Origin of the sequence: Candidatus Endomicrobiellum cubanum (assembly GCF_031278955.1) — a bacterium.
GTDB classification, from domain to species: Bacteria; Elusimicrobiota; Endomicrobiia; order Endomicrobiales; family Endomicrobiaceae; genus Endomicrobiellum; species Endomicrobiellum cubanum.
In genome coordinates this window covers 1-19,967 of sequence record NZ_JAITJM010000047.1, presented here as the reverse complement: position 1 = coordinate 19,967, position 19,967 = coordinate 1, and the positions used below count along the sequence as shown (strand labels likewise).

At 30.8% G+C, this 19,967-nt stretch carries 14 protein-coding genes and 1 other RNA gene; 7 read left to right on the top strand and 8 right to left on the bottom strand.

Features of this window, described 5'->3' with window-relative positions; translation table 11 throughout:
* Positions 1-230: 230 nt before the first annotated feature.
* The 8 genes from bioB to LBD57_RS04175 form a co-directional block, all read right to left on the bottom strand.
* Positions 231-1,181 (bottom strand): biotin synthase BioB, encoded by a 951-nt coding sequence (gene bioB / locus LBD57_RS04210; RefSeq protein WP_373470080.1) that lies wholly within the window; start codon positions 1,179-1,181, stop codon positions 231-233.
* 135 nt (positions 1,182-1,316) lie between these two features.
* Positions 1,317-2,603 (bottom strand): homoserine dehydrogenase, encoded by a 1,287-nt coding sequence (locus tag LBD57_RS04205; RefSeq protein WP_373470079.1) that lies wholly within the window; start codon positions 2,601-2,603, stop codon positions 1,317-1,319.
* 38 nt (positions 2,604-2,641) lie between these two features.
* A complete protein-coding gene (locus tag LBD57_RS04200; RefSeq protein ID WP_373470078.1) occupies positions 2,642-3,835 on the bottom strand; it encodes an aminotransferase class I/II-fold pyridoxal phosphate-dependent enzyme in 1,194 nt (397 codons plus the stop codon).
* Positions 3,836-3,863: 28 nt separating this feature from the next.
* The gene (locus LBD57_RS04195) at positions 3,864-4,133 is read right to left on the bottom strand and encodes an HU family DNA-binding protein (protein WP_373470077.1); all 270 of its coding nucleotides are present in this window, start codon (positions 4,131-4,133) and stop codon (positions 3,864-3,866) included.
* A gap of 73 nt (positions 4,134-4,206) precedes the next feature.
* The gene (feoB, locus tag LBD57_RS04190) at positions 4,207-6,285 is read right to left on the bottom strand and encodes a ferrous iron transport protein B (protein ID WP_373470076.1); all 2,079 of its coding nucleotides are present in this window, start codon (positions 6,283-6,285) and stop codon (positions 4,207-4,209) included.
* On the bottom strand, positions 6,258-6,623 hold the full coding sequence (locus LBD57_RS04185; protein WP_373470075.1) for a ferrous iron transport protein A: 366 nt from the start codon (positions 6,621-6,623) through the stop codon (positions 6,258-6,260). Before LBD57_RS04185 ends, feoB begins: the two co-directional genes overlap by 28 nt.
* 67 nt (positions 6,624-6,690) lie before the next feature.
* Positions 6,691-7,677, bottom strand: coding sequence for a RhuM family protein (rhuM, locus tag LBD57_RS04180; RefSeq protein WP_373470074.1), 987 nt, complete (start codon positions 7,675-7,677; stop codon positions 6,691-6,693).
* Between the two features lie 85 nt (positions 7,678-7,762).
* On the bottom strand, positions 7,763-8,875 hold the full coding sequence (locus LBD57_RS04175) for a glycosyltransferase (protein ID WP_373470073.1): 1,113 nt from the start codon (positions 8,873-8,875) through the stop codon (positions 7,763-7,765).
* A 244-nt stretch (positions 8,876-9,119) separates the two neighbouring features.
* Here LBD57_RS04175 and LBD57_RS04170 point away from each other — a divergent pair, with 244 nt between their 5' ends.
* The 7 genes from LBD57_RS04170 (at position 9,120) to LBD57_RS04140 (ending at position 19,575) form a co-directional block, all read left to right on the top strand.
* Positions 9,120-9,518, top strand: a complete 399-nt coding sequence (locus LBD57_RS04170) for an acyl-CoA thioesterase (protein ID WP_373470072.1) — start codon at positions 9,120-9,122, stop codon at positions 9,516-9,518.
* Positions 9,508-10,002 (top strand): tRNA adenosine(34) deaminase TadA, encoded by a 495-nt coding sequence (tadA, locus tag LBD57_RS04165; RefSeq protein ID WP_373470071.1) that lies wholly within the window; start codon positions 9,508-9,510, stop codon positions 10,000-10,002. Before LBD57_RS04170 ends, tadA begins: the two co-directional genes overlap by 11 nt.
* Before the next feature lie 11 nt (positions 10,003-10,013).
* Positions 10,014-10,405: a transfer-messenger RNA gene (ssrA, locus tag LBD57_RS04160) on the top strand.
* A gap of 87 nt (positions 10,406-10,492) precedes the next feature.
* Complete coding sequence (locus LBD57_RS04155; protein WP_373470070.1) at positions 10,493-11,920, top strand: TolC family protein; 1,428 nt, start codon at positions 10,493-10,495, stop codon at positions 11,918-11,920.
* Between the two features lie 17 nt (positions 11,921-11,937).
* Positions 11,938-13,167: an efflux RND transporter periplasmic adaptor subunit gene (locus tag LBD57_RS04150; RefSeq protein ID WP_373470069.1), complete on the top strand. Its 1,230-nt coding sequence runs from the start codon at positions 11,938-11,940 to the stop codon at positions 13,165-13,167.
* 36 nt (positions 13,168-13,203) lie between these two features.
* Positions 13,204-16,335, top strand: coding sequence for an efflux RND transporter permease subunit (locus LBD57_RS04145; RefSeq protein WP_373470068.1), 3,132 nt, complete (start codon positions 13,204-13,206; stop codon positions 16,333-16,335).
* Between the two features lie 9 nt (positions 16,336-16,344).
* The gene (locus LBD57_RS04140; protein ID WP_373470067.1) at positions 16,345-19,575 is read left to right on the top strand and encodes an efflux RND transporter permease subunit; all 3,231 of its coding nucleotides are present in this window, start codon (positions 16,345-16,347) and stop codon (positions 19,573-19,575) included.
* Positions 19,576-19,967: the final 392 nt, after the last annotated feature.

Here is a 19,967-nt window from a genome sequence, read left to right as displayed (position 1 = left end):
ATGGCAAGATAAAACGCATTCTATCAGAGCTTTATTATTATCCTGATTACAGCGAGATATTAAAAGAGATAGTCGCGCCGAATATGCGAAAAGTAGCTGAAGCATTGGCAAGGAAGTATGATTGAATTTTTTCCCCGAAGGAAACACTGTTCTCAACTATCTAGGGCTTACACTAATCCTTAAGGCAGGGAAAATAATACTTTATTGTTATAAAAATATGTGTAGTATAGTTATTCTATTTCCAGTTTCATATCTAAGTCTGCTATCATTTGTCTATCTGCGATGATATCTCTCCCTGTTGTTGTGAGATACCCTCCGGTCATAATTCCGTTTGCTCCTGCTTGAAAAATCCAGGATTGTAAATCTCTTAAATTTCTTTCTCTTCCTCCGCAAACCATAATATCTGGAGTTTTTAGAATTATTCTAAAAATTGCTATTGTTTTTAAGATTTCTAACGGTTTTAGCGCAGGTAGATGTTGAAGAGCTGTACCTTTTATTGGCATAAAGAAATTCATTGGAACACTATCTGAGCGGATTTCTTTTAATGTAAATGCTAAGTCTACTCTATCTTTTAGACTTTCGCCTATTCCAAAAAGGCCTCCACAACAGATCTTAAAGCCGTATTTTTTTGCTTTTTTTAAGGTTTCAATACGTTCTTGATAAGAATGTGTTGAGCAAATATTTGGATAAAAATTCTCAGAAGTTTCAAGATTATGGTGTATTTTTGTTATGCCAGAATTTTTAAGTTTTATAAAAGTTTTATCAGGTATTTTGCCTATAGAAACGCCAAGTTGCGATACTTTAGTATGTTCTTTAAACATTTGGCAAAGTCTTTCTATTTCTTGATTGTTTAGAGAGTTTCCACTAGAAACAATACCAAAACAACCTACATTTTCTAAAGCCTTGTAAGAAGTTTCTTTGATTTTATTATTATCTAAAAGAGGATAAACTTTAACATTTGTTTTATTAAAAGACGACTGTGCACAAAATTTACAATCTTGACCGCATTGTCCGGACTTTGCATTAATTATGGAACAAACTTTTACGTTATTCCCCTTATATTTTCTTCTAATTTTAGAAGACATAAAAAGTAAATTTTCTATATCTAGGTTAAAAAGAGTTAATGCATCATCTTTAGATATCTGTTTATCATTGATAATTTCAAGCATCAAATTGTCCATTATATATTTCCCCATATGTAAAATTGATTTTTAGATATGTTCTCTAATTAACAAATTATATAACAAAGAATGAGTTACGTCAACTTTATAAATTATAAAGTTGACGTAACTCATTCTTTGTTTACAGAAGTTGTTTTAACTTTCTATTTTAATTTTAACGGTTTTGGATTTTACTATAGATTTTATTGCATTAATTTCTTTAAGAGATTTTTTTAAGTTTTCACATAATGTTTCATGAGTTATTATTATGATGTTTGTATAACTGTTATCACATATTTCTGGTTGAGAGAGACTTGCTATAGATACTTTATATTTTCCCAGAATGCCTGAAATTTTTGATAAAACTCCTGGTTTATCAGCTACAGCAAATCTTAGATAGTAATGAGCTTTGCTCTTTCCGAAGTTGAGAATTTTAATCTTTTTGTTTTTATCGTAAATTACGTCAGAAACAATGCCAGCAGTGTTTGTAACTATAAATTTTGATAGATTTATAATATCTGAAACGACAGCACTTGCTGCAGGTAGTTGTCCAGCACCTTTTCCGTAAAATAATACATCTCCAGAATCTTTACCTGTTATCATGATGCCATTGTATTCATTTTCAATAGTTGCAAATGTATGATCGTGACTAACAAGACAAGGTTGTACGGATAAGTCTATTCCATTTTTAGTTTTTTGTGCAGAGCCAATCAATTTTATATCATAGCCAAAATTTTTTGCTATCAATACATCCTTAATATCTAAATCTGAAATTCCAGTTACTGATATATCTTTAACTTTTATCCAACCACCCCATGCAAGTGATGATAAAATTGCAAGCTTATTAGCAGTATCAGTCCCGTTTACATCAAAAGAAGGGTCAGATTCTGCAAAACCTGCAGCCTGTGCATTTTTTAAAGCGGTTGCATACGAAACACCATTTTTTGTCATTTCACTTAAAATAAAATTTGTAGTTCCGTTTAAAATACCTTTAATTTCTAGAATTTCTTCGGATGCAAGTCCGTCACTTAAACCCTGTACTACTGGTATTACACCACCTACAGATGCTTCATAATATATTGATTTTTGGAAATCTTGTGCTGTTGTAAAAATTTGATCCCAATATTTTGCAAGTACCGCTTTATTTGCGGTTACAATATTTTTACCAGCTTTTAGAGATTCTATTATTATTGTTTTAGCAGGTTCATACCCTCCAATAAGTTCAACTATTAGATCTATTTGGGGATCTTTTATAATATCTTTAAAATTTTTAACATAAAGTTCAGGTTTGTCTATTGGGTTTAAATCGCAAATAGATTTTACTTGTATAGCTTTCCCAACTTTTCTTAATGCTATTTTTTTGTTTTCTTCTAAAATTTTTACAACACCTTTGCCTACAGTACCGTATCCTATTAAACCTACATTAATAAATTTTTTTTCCATAAATTTTCCTAATCTACCTCAGTGTCTATCTAAAAAGCTTATATATAATTTTTTGTAAATTTCCCTATGCGAAGCAATGCATCATGAAATCTTTTGTCGTGTGTTACCAAAGACATTCTTATGTAACCTTCACCATGTTTACCAAACCCTATACCAGGAGACACTACAAGTCCAGTATCTTTTACTAATTTTTCTGCGATACTTAGAGAGCTTTCTTTAAGCATTTTGTCTGGGAGTTTTGCCCAAATATACATTGTGCCTTTTGTAGGGTTTACATTCCATCCAAATTTTTTAAGACCATAAACCATCTTTTTCATTCTTCTTTCATAAGTTTTTGAGAGCTTTCTTACATAGTCTTGAGAACCATTTAATGCCGCAACTCCTGCAAGTTGTATAAACATTGGTGCGCCATAGTCTAGAAATGATTTAAATTTTTCTAAAGGGTAAAGTAATTGTTTTGCTCCACAAACCCAGCCGAGTCTCCACCCGGCCATATTAAATGTTTTTGAAAAAGAATGAAATTCTAAAGCAACATCTTTTGCTTCAGGAAACTCAAAAATGGATGGAGCATAATAATCACCAAAAGTAAGTTCGCAATAGGCATTATCTGAAACAAGTAAAATATTGTATTTTTTACAAAACTTTATTGCTTCTTTCCAGAAATTGGTGTCTTCAACTACTGCAGCAGTAGGATTATTTGGATAGTTTAAGAACATTATTTTTGACTTTCTAGCTATGCTTTCTGGGATTTTTGTAAAGTCAGGTAAAAACTTATTTTTTTCTAAAAGCGGCATAAAATGTATCTTTGCACCGACTAAAGATACTCCATTAAAATGTACAGGATATGCTGGATCACATACTAAAACGTAATCTCTAACATTTAAGTATGACATGCATAAATGAGCTATACCTTCCTTAGAACCTATTAATGAAAGAACTTCATTTTCTGGATCAAGATCTACACCAAAGCGACGAGTCATCCATTCTGTTATTGCTTTTCTAAACTTTGGTATTCCTTTAGCTTGTGGATATTTATGCGTATTTTTATGATGTTTTATTGTGTCACACAGTCTTTCTACAATGTGGTTTGGAGTTGGTAAATCTGGATTTCCCATTCCAAGATCTATAACATCTAAATTTTTATCGTATGCTTCTTTTTTTAATTGATTAATTTTTGTAAAAAGATATGGCGGCAATTTTGCTAAATTGTTGGAAATTTTTATGTTTGTCATAATATTTAAATTCTTTTTGTAAATTTATTTATATAATTTTTCTAAGAGTAGTAGTAGGTTTAAAAGACACCTTTTTACCAGGAGGAATTGGTATTACTTCTCTTGTTTTAGGATTACGTCCCAACCGTTCCCTTCTAGATTTTGCTCTAAAAGATCCAAGTCCAGATAGCGAGATTACTTCTCCATTTTTTAAAGATGTTTGAATTACTTTAACTAAAGCTTTAATTGCTATATTTACATTTCCTTTAGTTAAACCAGAAATATCGGCTACCTGTTTTATTACGTCAGGTTTTTTCATTAGAGAGTTCCTCCAAATAGGTAACTTTATTTTCTAAAACTCATTCATTTTATAATAAATTTATGTAATAAAGTCAACAAATACCAATTCTTAGAAAAGATCCTAACTTAAAAACAATAAAAGAACAAACCCAAGCAAGCAAGGTGTTCCCTAAGACCATTGCTAAAAGCCATTTGCAATTATAGTTTGTTTCTTTAAAAAAGACTACTACAGAAGAAATGCATGGCATATAGATTAAACAGAAGATTAAAAAAGTTATACCTTTTAGAGGAGACCAATTTTTATCGTTCTTGATTTCATCTTTTAAAGATTTTATTTGGGTTGTACCTTCTTCTATAGAGTAAACTGTACCTAATGTACTTACTATTATCTCTTTTGCTGCAAATCCAGAAATTAAAGTTATAGCTATATTTTTATCCATTCCTATGGGCTTAAAGACAGGCTCAAGTAAATCTCCAACTCTTCCTGCAAAGCTGTAGTTCATCTGAGAAACAGTGCCTATATTTTTATCTTGAGGAACTCTAGGATACGCAAATGCTGCCCAAATTAATATTGACGCAAATAGTATTAAAGTACCTGCTTTTTTAACATATAGCCAACCTCGTTCCCACATTTTTAAACAGAGTCCTTTTAATGTTGGGACATGATATGGAGGGAGTTCTATAACAAAATGTGACATTTCAGTTACAGGGATTATTTTGTCCAGTATTTTTGTAACGCTTAAGGCCACAGCAATACTTAAAATATACATTATAAACATTGTAAGTGTCTGGTACCTTATAGGTATAAATGTGCTGATGATTAACGCAAATACAGGAAATTTTGCTCCACATATCATGAATGGAACTACAAAAATTGTTATTAGTCTAGCTCTATTTGATTCCAGCGTTCTTGCGGCTAGAATACCGGGAACAGCACATCCGTTTGTAGAAAGCATTAATGGGAAGAAAGATTTGCCACCAAGTCCAAACTTGCTCATAACTTTGTCCATAACCAATGCAGTCCTAGCCATATAGCCGGAATCTTCAAAAAAAGCAATTGCAAAAAACATAAATAAAACAAGCGGGAAAAATTTTAGTACAGAACCAACTCCGCTAATTATGCCGTCAATAATTAAAGATTTTAATTGTCCTGAAGGTAGAATATTAGCTACTAAAGTCCCAATCCATCTAAAAAAAATATCAAAGATATTAACCAAAGGCTCTGAAAAAGTAAAAGTAAATTTAAAAATCATATACATTGCTAAAGCAAAAATTGGAATAGCCAGATATTTGTTTAATACAAACGTGTCTATGGCTTCTGTTATGTCTATTTTATTTTTAACGCTATTTTTAAGAATTGTTTTAACAATAGAATTTGCAAAGCCATAACGTGTTTCTGCTATTATGACTCCAGGTGGTTGATTAAAATGTTCTTTTATATGGTTTATGCTTTTTTGAAGTTGTTGTAAAATTTTGTCTTTATTTTGCGTGTTTTTAATTAAATTTAACGTTTGAGTATCATTTTCTAGAAGTTTTAAAGAAACCCAATTTTTAGGGAATATAGAAAATTCAGAATTTGTTTGTATAAGCGGGGTCAGTTTGTTTATTTCTTCTTTTATTACATCTGTATAGTCAACTTTAGCTCGTGTTTGTTTTTGTACTTTATTGTTTTCAAAAGTAGCTACAATGGAGGCCAATATATTAGTTATACCAATATTTTTGTTTGCAACAGTAGCAAGAACAGGGACCCCCAAAAGATCTTCCATTTTACTTCCATCTATTTGTTTACCTCTATATTTTAAAATATCTATCATGTTTAAGACAATTATAATACTGGAATAGAATTCTGTAATTTGGGAAAATAAATACAAGCTACGCTCAATGTTTGATGAGTCAATAATATTAACAATAATGTCAAAATTTTTGTTTATTAAAAAATTCTTCGTTACTATTTCATCATTAGAATGCGCAGTTAAGCTGTAAATACCTGGCAAGTCAACAAAAGTTATATTATAATCATTATACTTTATAGTATATTCTTTTCTTTCTACGGTTATTCCAGGATAATTACCTACATTTTGGGTTGCTCCTGTTAAACTATTAAAAATTGTTGATTTTCCGCTGTTTGGATTACCAACAAGGGCTACTTTAATATTTTTATTTTCAGGCATTTATGACTTCCTTTTACTAAAATCTTATCTGTTATCTTATTACTTAAAGCTATTTTTGAGCCTTTAATTTTCAATATTATAAATCCTTTTTTGCCAGTATTTTTAATAACTCTTAATTTTACGCCTGGAATAAAACCAATTTCAATGAGTTTAGTATTAAGTTCTTTATCACTGGTGTTTGATAAAACACACTTATAAACTCCGGGAACTGCAGTACTTAATTTGATAGTATTATTATTTTTAAAAATTGAATTGAATTCATCAAATTTTTTTAAATATCTTTTTGTCCAACGTTTGTGCCAATTATTGTATATATTTTTTATAAATCTTTTTAACATCAAAGTCTCCAAAATCAAAAAAGTTTTTCCTTGTCATAGTTTATGTCACTTTTATTGCAAATTAAGTTTATAATAAATTTAAAATAATTTTTGTTATCATATCTTTCTCTTTTGGATTGCTTGTTGCGACCATAAGGGTCAATGCTGCAAGTGCATTGTTATCTATTGCCTTTGTTCCATCTTGCTTAAAAAGCAAATTATTTTCTTTTAGATAAGTAATAAATAAAGTAGCAGCTATTCTTTTATTTCCATCACTAAAAGAATGATTTTTTGTTATCAGATATAATAAGTTGGCTGCTTTTTCTTGGACTGTAGGATAAACGTCTTCTCCACCAAAAGTTTGATAAATATCATTTATGATAGATTCAAAACCATGTTCTCTTTCATGCCCTACAAGAGTTGAGTCTGAAAATTCAGCTTTTATAGCATTAACTATTTCTTTAGCTTTTTTATATGTTAGTTTGTATTTTTCACGTTTCATACCTTTAGGCTTTTCAAGGTTTTGATGGTCATATTTATCTAAAACCTCTAAGGCTTTTGAGTAGCCAGCTAGCACTTGAAGTATCCCTTTCGTTTCTTTTGAGATATCTTCAAATTTATTTATATTATTAGAGAGTGAAACTAGTATTTTTTGTAATTCATAGTATTTACTTTGAGATTCTTGTAAACGTTTTTCATTAATTGTGTATCCATCCACAAGATGTTTCCTGAGTACATTTGTCGCCCATATACGGAATTGAGTTGCTTTGAGAGATTTTATTCTATATCCTATAGAAATAATCATATCAAGATTGTAAAATTTGGTGTTATATTTTTTCCCATCGCTGGCAGCATGTAAGAATTTCTTACATACTGAACATTTCGATAATTCTTTTTCTTCAAAAATATTTGCTATGTGCATAGTTACATTATTTCTAGTTGTTTGAAAAAGGCTAGAAATTTGTTCTTGAGTAAGCCAAAGAGTATTTTCTTCTAATTTTACTTCTATTTTGTTTTTGTAAATTACTATATTAGGCTGTGAGGATGTGTTTTTGTTACAGTTATTTTTATACATTTTTTATCCTTTATTTCTATACGTTTGCGCCAATTATGTATATATTTTTTATGGATCTTTTTAACATCAAAGTCTCCAAAATTAACTAAAGTTTATCCCTTTCATTATAAATATTTAACCATTTGCTTGTTATAGAATCAATATCAAAAAACTTTGCTCTATTTAAATTTTTATTGCCTATTTTATTGCGTTCTTCGTTTTTAAGTAAGTACATATATTTCATTTTCTTATAAAGAGCCGAAGAATCCTTTATTGGAGCGATAAATTGATCATCATTAAGCACTTCTCTAACCCCTCCAGCATTTGTTGCTATTACAGGTAAAGCACATGCCATCGCTTCTGCTATGACAATACCAAACCCTTCCCAAGCTGAACTAAGTACAAAAACGTCTGAAGCATTGTAATAATCTTGTACATTTTTTATATTTCCTGTAAAGATAACTAAATTGTTAACGTTTTTTTCTATCGCAAAATTTTTAAGTTCTTGTTCTAGATCTCCATTTCCTATTATCATTAGTTTTATGTTTGTATGTTTTTGGGAAAGTAAAGAGAAAGCTTCTATAAGACTTTTTTGGTCTTTTGCTAAGGTAAGTCTTCCTATATTTAAGAAGAGGAATTCACTGTTAGCAATATTGTATATTTTTCTAATTTCTTTACGCGCATTATTGTTAGAATAAAACTTTTTTAAGTCTATTCCATTGTACATATAAAGACTAGTATTTTTGTTAAAAGCCTTATATTTTAAAAATAACTCCACCGCTTCCTCAGAAACGTTTGTATCAAGGTCGGACAGATTTTGTGTAATTTGATAAAATAGTAGTCGAATACGATGCCTGATTCCAATTCCAATCCTACAGTTATGTTCGCTACATATTAGGCACTTGAATCTATAAAAAATACGCAATATTCTAGAAAATATATTAGCATGATACATATTGGAGTGGACAACATCTGGACAAAAGTTTTTTAAGATTTTTTTTGCTTTGAGCAGTGATTTTACAAAACTAAAGAGATTTTTTTGCATATTTAAACCAACAATTTCAATACCTTTGTTAATGCGATGTTGGTTTAAATTTTGGCCTGTAAGATATAAGATTAAAATTTCATTTCCCTTGTCTAACATGCGATTTGCAATATCAACAGTAACAACCTCAGCTCCACCAATCCCCATGCTGGTGATTATATAAGCTATTTTCATCGTCTTGCCTTTAAATTTATCGTGTTAATAGTCTTTTTTTAAATTTCAAAGCTTTTAATTTAGCTATTGAGAAATCGGATTTTTTAGCCATTTTCTTATGATTTATGAGTTCTGGTTTAATCATAGTTTAAGTTTAGAAAATATAAATTATTTTATCAATTGAAGTTTGGTTTGAGTCCAGACTTTTTAGAGAATCGTTAAAAATATATTATAATTAATTATAAAATTATTTTGGGAGATATTTATGAATAAGTTAAAGTTGAGGATATCTTATGCTGATACTGACCAAATGGGCATGGTGTATTATGCAAATTATTTAAAGTATTTTGAAAGAGGTAGAACAGAATTACTTAGAGAAGTTGGCGTTAATTATAAAGAACTAGAAGCGAAAGGGTTTTATCTGCCTGTTTTAAGTGCGGAGTGTAAATATATTTCTCCGGCAAAATATGACGATGTAATAATTGTTGAAACAAAAATACAAGAGGTAACAGCAGCAAGTATTACATGTTATTATGAAGTTAAATTAGGTGAAAAGCTTTTAGTTATAGGTAAAACTAAACATCCCTTTGTAAATAAAGATTTAAAGCCGATGAGGATTCCAAAAGATATTAAAGAAGTATTGGAAAAACATCTTGAAAAATAAAGTAACCGCCGTAAATTCTTATTTTATGAGCCAGGCTTTGAAAGAAGCCTACAAAGCTTATAAAAGTGATGAAGTACCTGTAGGAGCAGTAATAGTTAAGAATGGAGAAATAATATCTAGAGGTTTTAATAGATGCATTTCTCTGTTAGACCCTACAGCCCATGCTGAAATTGTTGCTTTAAGAAAAGCAGCAAAAAAAATGCAAAATTATCGTTTGAATGATTGTTGTATATATGTTACAATCGAGCCATGTGCTATGTGTACAGGTGCTTTAGTTAATGCTAGAGTTAAAAAGATTGTTTTCGGTGCTTTTGACATAAAAGCAGGTGCTTGTAAAAGTGTTTTTAAAATAGCGAATAATAAAAAGCTTAATCATCAAATAGAAATTTTTGGAGGGAAAGAAGAATATTTAAGCTTAGAATGTGCCGAATTTTTGCATAGTTTTTTTAAAGCAAAAAGGAGTAATATACAGATCCATAAGTAATATTTTTTTGGGGGGGTGAACAGGGTTCGACGGGAATGTGATAAGTAATGACAGCAGGCCGGAGTTGGTCGATGGCTCCGTAAAAATCGACCGAAAAATAAACAACGATAAAATCGTTCCAATGCAAAGCGTTAGACCTTTTATGGGTTTTGGCGCAATGCCAATAGCTGCTTAATGTAGCTACGTTTTACCTTTGACACCTGCTATTAGGATAAAACGACAAGAGCAGGTTAGCTTTAAATGGCTTGTACCGTCAGTTTAAAGCAAAATTAAAACGGTACTGGTTTATAGCATAGTTCTGTTCGGAAATAGCGCTATAAACAAGATATAATTCCGAACTAAGCCTGTAGGGGTCTTATTTAGCCATTTTCGGACGCGGGTTCAATTCCCGCCACCTCCACCATTTTATGATGATTGACAAGATTTTTTGTTACTTAGTATACTAAATACATTAATTGTCTTTTAATTTTTATATAAAACGAGGACAAATTTGCTAAAAACAAGAAGACTTTATAAAAAATGTGTTTTTGTTTTTACGATAATACTTTCAATATTTCTATTTTATAAATCTGCATATTCTGAAGATACATTTCTTATTAAATGTATGAAAATTGCAGAGTCTCGAGACCCTAAGTTAATTGTTGCGTATGAACAAGTTCAACTTGCTAAATCAAGAACTGTCCGCGCAGCAAGATCTCTTTTTCCGCAGCTTATGATTCAACATACAAACACCAAAGGTAAATCTGCAACAGCAACAGACATTAGTGGATATGAATATGCAGGAGAATCTTACGGACTAAAAGCTTCTCAAGCTTTATATGAAGGATACAGGACTAGAGGTTCGTACGAGTATGAATCTATGATGATCACTGCTTCTCAGTATAATTATACAAAAACTCGTGAAGAGTTGTTTTCAAAAATAAAACTGGCCTATTATGAATATTTAACATTGAAAAGAGAATCTCAATCTTTAGGTAAAGCTCACGAAGTAGTTGTTAGTTTATTCGATAAAGTAAAAAAAGAATATAAAGCAAAAGCTATTTCCGAGCTAGATTTATTAGAAGCAGAAAATTTTAAAGATAGAATAACAGATATGTATGAAGCAGCTAGGATAAACTATAACTTTTCAATAAAAAAGCTTGTAAATCTTGTGGGTATTATAGATATAAAGGATGTAAATGTTGAGCCATTAGATATGCTTTCAGATAATGTCCCTGAAATTTCGTTTACCCTAGATAACTTGATGGGACTTGTTTTAACTAATAATTTGGATGTTCAGACGGCAAAGATTCAATCAGAAATGGCTGAAATGAAAATAAAAATAAATCGTTCTAAAGTTATTCCTAAATTTTATGTTGAAGGTTTTTATGGTAGAAGTGGAGAAGCTTATACTACAGAACCTCTTACACTAACAGCTTCTTGGAATGTTGTCGGTAAGCTTTCTTGGGGCTTATGGGGAAACTCTCTAGAGGCTAGCTATACGCAAGATAAAACTGATCCAAAAACGATAATAGATGCTAGTAAAAGGATAGATACACAAACCCAAGATATAAAGCTTTCTATATTAGATGATTTAGGATATTTTGTTGACACTAAGGAAAGTAATGTTAGTTTTGATCAGACAAATGCAGACTATGTTGAAACTTTAAAAACTAAAAGGTTAGATACAGAAAAGGCGTATAATGATTATTTAAGCTCTTTAAATAGTGCTAGAACTTTAAAGAAAGAAATAGTTTTAAGAGAAAGAAAGCTTGCATTAATGAAAAAGAAGAATGCACTTTATGAAGTGCAAACTGTAAGCTTAATGGAAGAAGCTTGGAAATATGCAGAAGCAATAGCTTCTTACGCTAAAGCAATTTACCAAAATTATTCATCTGTAACTGAAATGGAAAAACTTACATTAACACCTTTAAGGTAATATAGAGGGGGAATAAATTGGAAAAATTAAAGTATTACTTTTATCTAGTTATAGATAATGTCACTTTATTTATTGAAAGGCTATTAGCCAAATATCCATTTAAAACTAAGAAAAATATTTATATTGTTATTATAACTCTAATTATATTAGCTATATCATTTTGTGCATATTTGTTGTTTTTTAAGAAAAGTAAAAATCAAACACAATCTCAAAGCTTAATACAAGTTAAGGTGATAAATATAATAAAAAAAGATTTTAATGATAAATATAGTGTTATGGGTTCGATAAAAGGTGCTGTTGAAAACGACATGCGTTTTGAAATAGATGGCAGAATTGCAGCATATAATTTTAAAGAAGGCGATAAAATTGCAAAAGATGAAAGTATTTGCTCTTTAGATCCGAAAGATGCTATGGCCAAAGCTGCATATGCTAAAAGCAAATATAAAAGTGATCAATCTTCTTATTTTTCAGCAAAAGAAAAGTATAAAGTATATGAAGAGTTATACAAAATGAAAGCTCTTTCAGAAAGTAAGCTTTCAGAGACTAGGTTTGAGATAGAATCCTCTGAACTTAAAGTAAAAGCTGCAAAATCAGAGTTAGACTTAGCTGAATTAACTTTAAAAAAGATAAATCTTATTGCTCCAAGTGAAGGAATTTTGGCAGAAATTATCGTAAAACCTGGAGAGTATGTTACTCAGCAAGATGTTGTATGTAAATTTATAAGTGAGCAAGGTACAAACTTTGAAGTTGACATTCCAGAGAAAGATGTAAAGAAAATGAAAGTAGGTCAGAAAGTTAAAATAATAAGTGATGCATATTCAGATAAAGAATTTGATGGTCGAATTATAGAAATAGCGCCTATTGTTAAGGAGAGGACAAGAACGTCAAAAGTTAAAATTAGTGTAGTAAATGATGATGGACTATTACGTTCTGGGATGTTTGCAAGGGGAACTATTTTTATAAAAGAACTAAAGGATGTAGTATTGGTACCAACAGATAGTATAATCTCTTTAAATGACACAACATTTTTAGTGCCTGTAGTTGTTCCAGATTCAATTCCCTTTGAAGGTACAGTACAAATGAGACCCTGCATTATTGGAGATAAAATTGCTGAACAGACTGTTATATTGCAAGGTCTTAATATGGACGATCTTGTTGTTGTAGAAACGCAAGGCCAGCTTTCTGATGGTGTAAAAGTCAAGTTTCAAACTATCGAACAAGATGAAGATATACCTATTCCTGAATAGTTTAAGATTACTCTTCAAACATAATAATAAAAATATATGATTGATATAGGGATAAAAAAACCAGTAACTACTTTAATGATGGTTTTTGCGTTGATAATGTTCTCGTCGGTTATGGCTACTAGAATTCCTGTTGAGTTAAACCCTAGTGCTAAAGCGGGAATGATCAGCGTTATTACACGTCTTAGAGGCGGTATTGCTTCTAGTGAAGTAGAGAAAAATGTAACTCGTCCTTTAGAAGAAGTATTTTCTGAAATTGGCGGTTTAAGTGAAATGATTTCTTCTTCAAAGGAATCAGAATCCAATATTATGATGACTTTTCAACATAATGTGGATACTGATTTTGTCGTAATAGATATACGTGAAAGAATTGCCTTAGTAAAACATTTGCTACCAAAAGAAACAGAAAAGCCAATAATTGCAAAATTTGAACAATCGGATTCTCCAATAATTATCATGGCTATTAGTTCAGAAAAGTTTTCTACAGAAGAACTTAGAAATCTAGCTGAAAAGAATATAAAAGAAAAGCTAATGAGAGTTGTTGGAGTTGCAAATATTGAAATTGGCGGTGGTAGAGAAAGAAAACTTTTAATAAACATAGACAACTCTAAACTAATAGCTTATAACATTCCTATCCTTGAAGTTATAAATAAGATAAGCCTTTCAAATGTGTCAATATCAGCAGGGTCAATAGATCAAGATAACAGAAGTTTTGTAATTAGAGCAACTGGAGAGTATAACAATGTTGACGAAATAGCAAATACAGGTATTGCAATTACTCCTTCTGGCTCAATAGTGCAGTTGAAAGATATAGGGACTGTCAAAGATTCATTTTATGAGCCGTCGTCATTTTCTAGGCTTAATATGCAAGCTGTAGTATCATTGTATATCCAAAAAGAAACAGCAGCAAATACTATAAGCACTGCCAGTGAGGCTATAAGAGTTATTGACAGATTAAGAGGGGAAATAGATCCAAATATTGTTTTGACTGTTGTAAAAAATGATGCAGATTATATAGGTAAGGCAATTTATTCTCTTTGTGAGGCTTTAGTTGTTGGAGCAATATTACTTGCTGGAATATTGTTCTTATTTATGAAAAATATTAGAAATATAGTAATAGTTGCTACAACTTTACCGTTAAGTCTTTTTATGTCGATAGTTCTTATGCATTTTACGAATCAAACTTTTAATGTTATGACTTTAAGCGGTCTTGCTATGGGTATGGCTAATGTTATGGATAACGCTATTGTCGTGATAGAAAATATCTCTTTTCATTATCATAGAAAAACTTATAAGACTAAAGAAGAACTTGTTGTTAAAGGTACTGCAGAACTTTGGCAGCCGATTTTTGCTTCAACAGTTACAACAATAGTGGTATTTTTACCTTTGGTATTTTTAGATCCTGAAATAAGACAGCTTTACATGCCTTTTGGTTTGACAATTACATTTGCGTTAATAGCATCTTTAATAAGCACAATGATATTTGTTCCCCCACAAATTTACAGGTGGCAAAACAATTTTGAGTTAGAATTTCAAGGGTGGTATGTAAAAATTCAACATGCATATGTCAAAATATTAAAATTTGTTTTTAAGAGGCAGACTTTTGTTTGGATATTAGTATTTATATGTTTTTTGTTTTCTGTAAAAATTTTCACGACTAGGGATTCTGAATTTATGGATTCTGGCAATACAGACATGTTTAGAATAGGCATACAGTTTCCACCAGCTACACGTATAGAAGTCTCAAACGAAATAGTAAAAAAAATGGAAAAGAAGTTATTGTCTTTCAAAGAGGATGTTAAAAGAGTGTCCTCTAAAGTAGAAAAATTATCTACCTTTCTAGAAGTTACGGTTTATAAAGAAACTGAGCGTTTTAAGAATGAATTCCGTAAATTTTTTGGAGATTATTCTCCTGCTTTTGTTTATTACCAAGATTCAAATACTTCAGGCTCTAAAGAAATGTTTATAGATTTTTTTGGACAAGATTATGATACTTTAAAACAGCTCGCTTTTTCTTCATCTGGTAAATTGCAGCAAGTTAAAGGTCTTACGGATGTTAAAATAAGAATGAGAGAAGACGAGCCGGAGTTTAATCTTTTTGTAGACCATCATAAGTTAGCTTTGTTTGGTTTAGATGTAAATAGCTTTGGAAATACTTTGCATGCTAATCTTAGAGGTTTAATAGCTACGCAATATAGAAAAGATGGGGAACAAGTAGAAGCTATAGCAAGACTTGAACCTGGTAGTGTAAAAAATATAAATGATGTATTGTTTTTGCCTATCATCAACTCTAAAAAAGAAGTTGTCCGTGTTGGACAGGTTGCAACAGCGCAACAAGTTAAATCCACTCAAGAAATTTGGCATAAAAATAAAAGACGTTTTATACAACTAAGCGCAAATAGAGAAAAGGTAGGTTTAACAACTGCAGCTAAAGGTATCAAGCAGGCGTTAAAAGATATGGAATTTCCTAGGGAATACTCTTTTAACCTTTCGGGTGATTATGAAAAAACAGTTAATAGCCAAGGGCAATTTATGTTAGCTATTGCTTTAACTGTTATTTTGATATTTTTTGTTTTAGCATCTATTTTTGAATCTTATAAACAACCTTTTCTTATTATGTTTGCCTTACCTTTAAGCATAATAGGTGTTTCGTTTTCTCTTTGGGCTTTTAAAAAGCCAATAAGTCTAGGGGTTTATATTGGAATAATGATTTTATTTGGATCTATTGTTTATGGCTCTATCATTATTGTGGACAAAATTAATCAAAGAAGAGTTGGTAGAACAAATATATTGAGAGTAATTTTTGAATCTTGTAAAGAAAGATTAAGGCCGGAACTTATAACATTTTTAATGAAAACTTTAGGTCTTTTGCCTATGGTTTTAAGTAAAGATGACGCGGCATCAATGTGGAGGTCTATGTCTTTGACAGTTCTTTTTGGAACTCTTACAGGAACTATGCTTACACTTTTAATTATTCCAACTGCTTATTATCTTATGGAAAGTCCAAAGAAAAGTTTTCAAGGTATGTTAAACAATTTAAGATTTTTAACAAAATTTGCTATACCAACAATAAATAAAGTTTCTAATTCGATAATTAAGAAAGGGTTTAGAATTCCTGGTATTATTAAAAAGGGAATTAGTAGTCCAAAACCGCCGAAATTAAAAATTTGAGGATATGTTATGAGCATAATGAGAATGCCTGTAGACAGACCTGTTACGACAATCATGTTATTTTTGTCCATAGGCCTTTTGGGTTTAATTTCTTATACAAGAATCCCTCAGGAATTATTTCCATCTATGGAATATCCCCAGATAACTATTGTTACAAAATATGACGGTACTGGTCCTGAAGAAGCAGAAAAGCTAATTAGTAAAATGGTAGAAGAAACTGCAGGTACTGTAAAAGATATAAAAAGAGTTTCTTCTAACTCCAAGGAAGGAGTGTCTATAGTTACATGTGAATTTCGTTGGGGTACAAATATGGACTTTGCTGCTATGGACGTGCGTGAGAAAATAGATCTCATAAAAGAAAGTTTACCAAAGGATGCTTTAGACCCTGTAGTTTTAAAATACAATCCAACGCAAGTTGAGGCAATAATGCTTTCTGTAAGTTATAAAAGTGGTGACTCTTCAGATCTAAAAATGGCTGAATTAAGAAGAATGGCAAAAAAAAATATTAAAGATGAACTTGAACGCATAGAAGGTGTTGCTAAAGTTGAACTCAGAGGTGGTGAAGAAAAGGAAATTTTAGTTGAAATAGATAAGGGAAGACTTTTGGCAAATCAAGTTTCTATAACAGATATTATTACGTCATTAGAAAATGCCAATATAACTTATCCTGCAGGAACAATTAAAGAAGGAAAGCATGAATATTTAGTAAAAACAGTTGGGGAATTCCAGACTGCAGACGATATTGCGAATATGTCTTTTGCTAAAGCAGATAATGGCGCAGATAGAGCTAGAAGCTCTAAGAGAATTAAAAATGAGGTTCAAGATTCTGGCAGTAAAGTAGTTTTTTTGAAAGATGTTGCAGACATTAGAGAAGCTTTAAGAGATAGAAAAGGTTACTCTCGTTATAATAGTCAAGAAAATATTTCAGTAGGTATTTATCAACAGTCAGGGTCAAATTTAATCAATTTGTCAAAAGCAGTTCGTAATAAACTAAAAGATATAAAAGAAAAATTTTCAGAAGATATAGATATTAAAGTAACATCAGACCAATCTGACTTTATTAAAGAATCTCTTGCAAATTTATATTCTAATGGTATTCAAGGAATACTTCTTTCTTTTATACTTTTATACTTTTTTATGAAAAGTTTTATGGCGTCAACAATAATTAATATAGCTATACCTGTTGCTTTATGTTCTACAACAAGTCTTATGTATTTTGGTGACATTTCGCTTAATACTATGTCTCTTGGAGGGCTTACTGTAGGTATAGGTATGGTAATAGATAACTCTAACGTTGTTTTAGAAAATATTTTAATGTCATTTCATAAACTTAAAGATGTGGCTAAAAAGGAAGCTATTTACGAAGCTATAAAAAGCTTGATAGCTCCTATTATGAGTTCTACACTTACGTCTGTTGCAATATTTATCCCTTTTGTTTTTGTAGCGGGCATGATAGGGCAACTTTTTAAACAGCTTGCTTTAACAATTACATACTCATTAATATCTTCTATATTTGCAGCACTTTTTCTTGTACCTCGTTTGTGTCTTACCGCAGACTTATCCAAGCAATCTATTACTGCTGGAATGGACACAATTAATAAGTATTTCTCTCCAATGTTTAAGAAGGTTTTGGATTATAGTATAAGTAAAGTTACTTTAATAGTTTTAATTTATACAGCTATAGGTGTTGTTTGTTTTATGTTAGTACCGAAAGCTTTTATGCCTAAAGTTGACGAACGTCGTTTTGTTTTAAACATTACTTTGCCTCCAGATACTCCGTTAGAAATAACAAACTCAGTATCAAAAAGAATAGAAAGATTAATTTCTAAATATGAAGAAGTAAAAGATATTGCAGTGAGCGTAGGCTCTACAGGTGATAGTTCTGGTGTGGCATCTATAGAGTCTCTGGGCACATATCAGTCTAGAATTGTAGGAAGACTGTATCCTGAAGGACTGGATACAGATTCTTTAGTAGCAGATATTTCAAATGAAATAAAAAAGTGGGATATTAACGGACTCCAAACAGAATTTATGACTCAACAGGGGCTTTTTGGTTCTGGTGTAGGGGCATCTTCTGGACTTTTAATCGAAGTAAGAGGTACTGATTTAGATATTTTAAAAAACTCTGCAAATAAGATACGTGAGATTATGAATAAAATGCCTCAATTTTATGGCATAAAACTGGATCCTCCTGATGAAGTTCCAGAATTAAGGCTTACTATAGATAGAGAACGTTCTTCCATGTTTGGTCTTTCAACACAAGATATTTCTGCTATGACTTTAGCTGCTATAAAGGGGTTTGTAGCTACTAAACTTAAAAGAAAAGATGACGAAATAGATGTAAGAGTGAGAATGCGTTCAGAAGACAGAGACAAACTTAGTAAAGTTATGGAAATGACAGCGTACTCCCCTTGGGGTATGACTGTGCAGTTAAAACAAATTGCAGATCCTGTATTTATAAAAACATTGCCTTCTATAAAAAGAATTGAAGGAGAAAGAGCTTATTTACTCTCTGCAAATGTTAAAGGGAATTTTGCAAAAGCTGTAAAAGAAATTCAAGATATATTAAATGTTAAATATAATAATGAAAAAGTCCATTGTGTTATTTCTGGTGAAATGCTTGCCATGAAAGAAGCTTTAACACAAGTTTCTTTTGCTTTAGGGTTTGGAGTTGTGATTATATTTATGATTTTAGCTTCAGAGTTTGAATCTTTGTTTCAACCTATAATAGTTATGACTGCAATTCCTCTGGGCATAGTCGGTGCAACTCTTGGTCTATTTGTTACTGGGCAATCTATAAACTCTATCTCAATGCTGGGTTTTATTATGCTTGTAGGAAATGTTATAAATATTTCTATTTTATTAGTGGACAGGTTTAATATAATGTATAATGAGGAACAAAAAAAAGTGGATGGTCAAAAACCAGATGTGTTAACTTTAAAGAAAAAAGTTGTAGAGGTAACAGTACACCATGTTAGACCTATAGCTATGACGACTCTTACTACAATTACAGGACTGATTCCTCTTGCAATAGGGCTTGGAGGTCAAGGTGGATCTACAAATCAACCTATGGCTATAGCAGTTGTTGGCGGACTTTCCTTTGCTTTAGTTTTAGCATTATTTTTTGTTCCATATGTTTATTTAGTAACAAAAGGTATGAGAAATAATACAAACGCTCAAAGGATATTTCCTATACAAGATCAGGCAATAGATAGTCAATATGAAAATCAAAATACCTAAAATAATTCTTGTCCTGTTCAAATAATTTAAACAAGATAGATGATTTGATATAGCATCATAAAACAAGATGAAAAATCAACAAAATGTGTCAGAACAATCATTTAATTTAAAGAACACGTGCTAATAGGAATAAATTCGTTTAATAGTTATTTAGATAATTTTAAATCCACAACAATTTTCAATTTACTTAAGTCAGGTATTATTTTACATAATATACATTAATTATGTAAAATAATATTCTAAAAAGATGTTTAGATATAAAGTCAGGTCTTATTGAACTTATAAATACTCAGTGTTAAAATAAGCACCAAATATATGAAGGAGGACTCAAAATGTGTTTTATCCGTAAAACAAAGTTTATGTACCTCTTACTGCTTTTCTTCTCTTCCTTT

Excerpts from the sequence above, each read along its gene's own strand:
- bioB (WP_373470080.1), bottom strand. The coding sequence starts at position 1,181 with ATGGACAATTTGATGCTTGAAATTATCAATGATAAACAGATATCTAAA.
- LBD57_RS04205 (WP_373470079.1), bottom strand. The coding sequence starts at position 2,603 with ATGGAAAAAAAATTTATTAATGTAGGTTTAATAGGATACGGTACTGTA.
- LBD57_RS04200 (WP_373470078.1), bottom strand. The coding sequence starts at position 3,835 with ATGACAAACATAAAAATTTCCAACAATTTAGCAAAATTGCCGCCATAT.
- LBD57_RS04195 (WP_373470077.1), bottom strand. The coding sequence starts at position 4,133 with ATGAAAAAACCTGACGTAATAAAACAGGTAGCCGATATTTCTGGTTTA.
- feoB (WP_373470076.1), bottom strand. The coding sequence starts at position 6,285 with ATGCCTGAAAATAAAAATATTAAAGTAGCCCTTGTTGGTAATCCAAAC.
- LBD57_RS04185 (WP_373470075.1), bottom strand. The coding sequence starts at position 6,623 with ATGTTAAAAAGATTTATAAAAAATATATACAATAATTGGCACAAACGT.
- rhuM (WP_373470074.1), bottom strand. The coding sequence starts at position 7,677 with ATGTATAAAAATAACTGTAACAAAAACACATCCTCACAGCCTAATATA.
- LBD57_RS04175 (WP_373470073.1), bottom strand. The coding sequence starts at position 8,875 with ATGAAAATAGCTTATATAATCACCAGCATGGGGATTGGTGGAGCTGAG.
- LBD57_RS04170 (WP_373470072.1), top strand. The coding sequence starts at position 9,120 with ATGAATAAGTTAAAGTTGAGGATATCTTATGCTGATACTGACCAAATG.
- LBD57_RS04145 (WP_373470068.1), top strand. The coding sequence starts at position 13,204 with ATGATTGATATAGGGATAAAAAAACCAGTAACTACTTTAATGATGGTT.
- LBD57_RS04140 (WP_373470067.1), top strand. The coding sequence starts at position 16,345 with ATGAGCATAATGAGAATGCCTGTAGACAGACCTGTTACGACAATCATG.